Below are 3,389 nucleotides of genomic sequence, written 5' to 3'. Positions count from 1 at the left end.
GCTCACGGTGGCGCTCACGGCCGGGCGGGGGGTGCTCACGGCGGCGCTCACGGACGCGGCCGGGGCGGGCGAGGCCGCCGCGCGGCGGGCCGCTTCCCGCGCCTTGCGGTCGCGCTCCTGGCGCTCACGCTCGCGGCGCTGCTCGTCCTCCCGGCGGCGCTGGTCGGCCGCCTGACGCTCCGCCGCCTCCCGGCGCTGACGTGCGGCTTCCTCGATCCGCAGCCGCTCCAGCTCCACATCGCGCTCCCGCTCCGCCTCGATGCGGCGCACCTCCGCCTCACGCTGCTCGCGAGCGAGCTGGGCGGCGTGCTCACGCTCCCGCTCACGCTCGGCGGCCTCCTCGCGGCGACGCTCACGCTCGGCGGCCTCGGCCCGCTCCTGCTCCCGCTGCCGGGCCTCCCGCTCACGCTCACGGTCGGCCCGCGCACGCTCCTCCCGCTCACGCTGCTCACGGGCCTGCTGCTCACGCTCGGCGGCGCGCTCACGCTCGATCTGCTCGACCGCCGCCGTGATCGCCCGGCGGTACGTGAGCGTCGCCTCTGCGGTGACGATGAGCAGTGCCGGGGCGACCGCGTGCACGCCCACCCCGACCCAGTCGGCAGCCAGCGCCGAGTGACCCACATTCAGCGCGAGGGTGAGCGCCCCGGTGAGCCACCGCAGGAACGCCGACCAGCCGCCGGGGCGGCCGCCCAGCCGGGCGATGATGGCGTCGATCCGGACGACGATGATGACCGCCGCGTCCACGACGACGGGCAGGATTGGGGCCGTCCAGTCCCACGGGTCCGGGGTCACCTGCTGCACGAGCGGCGTGACCGTGAGGACGGAGAACAGCACCGCCCCCGCGACGATGACCCACGCCAGACTCAGGGTCCGTTCCGCTGCCCGGACCTCGTCCTCGGTGCTGATCTGCCTCATGCCGACACCTCCCCGGCGGACGCGACGAGCGCGCCGTCCTCGGTCCGGGCCACGAGCCCGGCGCCGGTCAGCTTCCTGACCGCCTTCGACACCGCGCCCTTGGACACGCCGGACGCCTCGACCACGGCGGCCTGCCTGACCGGGCCGCCCGCCGCACGGATCGCGCCGAGTACGGCCGTCTCCGCCTCGGTGAGCCCCTCGGCTTCCGCCCCCTTCTGCTGCGGCACGTCCTTGACCAGCCGCAGCACCGGACGCTCGGGCGCCGCGTCAGCCGACACTCCGGCGGCCGCCGCGTTGCGCCGCCAGATCGGCGTGGCCGGGAGTGCCACGACTTCCTTGGGTGACAGCGCCCGCGTGCGCACGGGGTTGGGCTTGCTGCCGGGGCCGGACCGTACGAGCGCGTAGCCGGGGGCGGGCAGGTCCTCCGCGCGCCAGCCCTTCGCCTGCGCGTCCTCGCCCAGCACCGTCCGGGCCTCGGTCGGGGTGGACACCGCCAGGGACACCACCGTGGAGAGTTGCGGCGCGATCTGCGCCGGGATGCCCGGCGACGAGCCGGACATGGTCGGCTTCTGCGTGGCCCACCACAGGTCGATGCACGCGGCCCGGCCCATCCGCGCGATGGACTCCAGCCCCGGCAGCGCGTCCTTGGCGGTGGTCACCACCTCCGCCCCCTCGTCCACGAACACCGTGATGCGGGGCGTGTCAGTCGTCGGCGTGATGGTGTCCTCGCCCCTGGGCACGAGGTCCAGGCGCTCCAGCATCTCCTCGACCAGCTCGGCCACGACCTCCTCGGCCGCATCCGGCGTCGTCGCCGTACGGGCCCGGTGCTCCCAGTTCCGCGCTTCCACCCGCTTCAGGTCGATGACGACCAGGCGGTGCGCCTCACCCTCCGACGCATCGAACAGCAGCGGTCGCGCCGACCAGCTCTTACCCGCACCGGACCGACCCGCGATCAGCAGGCGCTGCCCCAGCGGGATACGGACCTCGTCGCCCGTCACCGTGTCCACGCCGAACGCGGCGCCCGGCGCCCACTTGAGGTCGGCGCCGTCGGCGGCGCTGCGGGTCCGCAGGACGAGCACCGCCCACCCGCCGCGCTCGCCCGCCTTGATGACGGCCGGGAGCGCCGTCCGTGCCCCCAGCAACGCCCGCACGGACGCCTCGGCGCCGCGCAGCTTCTCCACCGTCCAGGTGCCGTCGAGCCGGATGTTCGTGACGATCCCGGCCGGGGTGAGCGCCGGGGGAGTGGTCACCGTGCCCGACAGGCCACGGTCGGGGGCGTGCTGCACCCACCAGGACGGGTCCAGCCGCTCCATCAGCCGCTGTTCCTCTGCCGACAGGCCTTCCGGCGCGGCCGGGGCGACCACGGCCCGGCGCCCGAGCCACAGACCGCCGACGTGCGCCGCGACCAGGGCCGCCGACGTGCTCACCGGCCACACCGCCCAGTCGGCCGGGGTGGACAGGGCGTAGGACGCCACGGCGGCCGGGACGGCGTGCGCGGCGTGCGCACGGGCCGCCAGGCTGGCGAGCGTCGCCGGGTACTCCCGGCGGGCCGCCCGCAGGTCCGCCAGCGCCCGGGTCTGCTGCTGGCGGGCCGCGCGGTCAGCCGCCGCCGCCGCACGACGCGCCGTCGCCAGCGGGTTCCGGGTCTCCCGGCGGGCCGCCGCCCGCTGCGACCGCGCCGTACGCGACGCCGCCCGCGCCGCGTTGTGGGCCCGCTGAGCGTCCATCAGCGCCCGCAGGTGCTCCGGGGTCCGAAGCTGCCGCCGCCGGTCCGCCTCCGCGTCCCACCAGGCCGCCATCGGAGCGGCCACCGGCGCCGCCCGGTTGATCATCTCGGCCGACACTCGCCCCGCCGTTTTGGTGCTCTTGCTGATCTTGCTCCATGCTGCTTCGAGGTCCACGAGATTCCTCCCAGGGGTGATCGTGGATCTAGGGCCGGGACTTCCGTTCGCGCGGGGTTCCGGCCCGCCTGTTTTGTGATGTTTCGTCACTCCGGAAACCCGGCCCGCCCGCTTCCACGCGGAAACACGGGCTGACCTGCGGGTTTCCTGGTTTCCCCGGTTTCCGGGGAGGGGGCCCTACGCGTGCGCGCGCGAGGGACCTAGATCATCCGGGCGCCTACTCGGCGTCCTTGGTCCACGCCCGGACGGTGTTCGGGGACACCGCCGTCAGCTCCGCGATGCGCCGGATCGGAACCTCCACCGCGCGGGCCCGCTGGATGAGCGGGCGCAGCTCGGCATCGATCTCCTCCAGCTGAGCGAGGAGCCTGATCCGGCGACGGCCCAGCGGCGTGAGCGCTTCCTCTGCGTCGGCCCTCAGCTGGGCCGGTGTCATCTGCGTCATGCGATGCAGACTGACACATGACGCGCCATGTGCGCAAGTGGGCTGACGCTGAATCCTGCCGCGCCACCGTGCGGCCACACGCGCCGCCCTGAGCGCTCCTCATCCGCCCCCGCGTCTCTCAGCCCGCCGAC

The 3,389-nt window shown here is 75.0% G+C and carries 3 protein-coding genes; all 3 read right to left on the bottom strand.

Annotated elements, in window-relative coordinates:
- Nucleotides 1-915 (bottom strand): SpdB (locus J116_RS27980; protein WP_023591448.1); only part of this gene is annotated, 915 nt, incomplete at its 3' end.
- The gene (locus tag J116_RS27975; RefSeq protein ID WP_028964872.1) at nucleotides 912-2,816 is read right to left on the bottom strand and encodes a helix-turn-helix transcriptional regulator; all 1,905 of its coding nucleotides are present in this window, start codon (nucleotides 2,814-2,816) and stop codon (nucleotides 912-914) included. The genes J116_RS27980 and J116_RS27975, both read right to left, overlap by 4 nt.
- A 217-nt stretch (nucleotides 2,817-3,033) precedes the next feature.
- Complete coding sequence (locus J116_RS27970) at nucleotides 3,034-3,258, bottom strand: hypothetical protein (protein WP_023591446.1); 225 nt, start codon at nucleotides 3,256-3,258, stop codon at nucleotides 3,034-3,036.
- Nucleotides 3,259-3,389 lie beyond the last annotated feature (131 nt).

The organism is Streptomyces thermolilacinus SPC6 (genome assembly GCF_000478605.2).
Classification (GTDB): Bacteria; Actinomycetota; Actinomycetes; order Streptomycetales; family Streptomycetaceae; genus Streptomyces; species Streptomyces thermolilacinus.
The sequence above is the reverse complement of the archived record's forward strand: the minus strand, read 5'-3'. Positions and strand labels throughout refer to the sequence as shown.